Annotated in this window: 1 protein-coding gene; it reads right to left on the bottom strand. The window is 37.2% G+C overall.

All coding sequences use genetic code 11. The features are described 5' to 3' along the window. The coding region (locus tag G9H65_RS13350) for a hypothetical protein (protein WP_166375825.1) at positions 1–242 on the bottom strand (242 nt) is incomplete at both ends.

The following is a 242-nucleotide window of genomic DNA, read 5'->3' as shown; positions in this document are numbered from 1 at the left end:
CTATTTGGTTGGTTGTAGTACTTGCCCCAGAAAAAATCAGTGTTTTTGTTCCTGAATATTCAATAGCCTCATTCCCATAGGCATCTAAACCTTTTATACCCAAAGTCTGCGTTGCTCCAGCTTGTTGACTTGATTGACCACTTATAACAAAATGAGTAGCAGCATTAGATTTTACCTGAATTGAAAACGCTGATTTAGCTGATATAATACCATCACTTACTTGGATATTCGCAGTTTCCACT

The sequence above is a fragment of the Aquirufa ecclesiirivi genome, assembly GCF_011250515.1.
In the GTDB taxonomy this organism is placed as follows: domain Bacteria; phylum Bacteroidota; class Bacteroidia; order Cytophagales; family Spirosomataceae; genus Aquirufa; species Aquirufa ecclesiirivi.
Note: the sequence above shows the minus strand (reverse complement) of the source record. Positions and strands in the feature narration are given on the sequence as shown.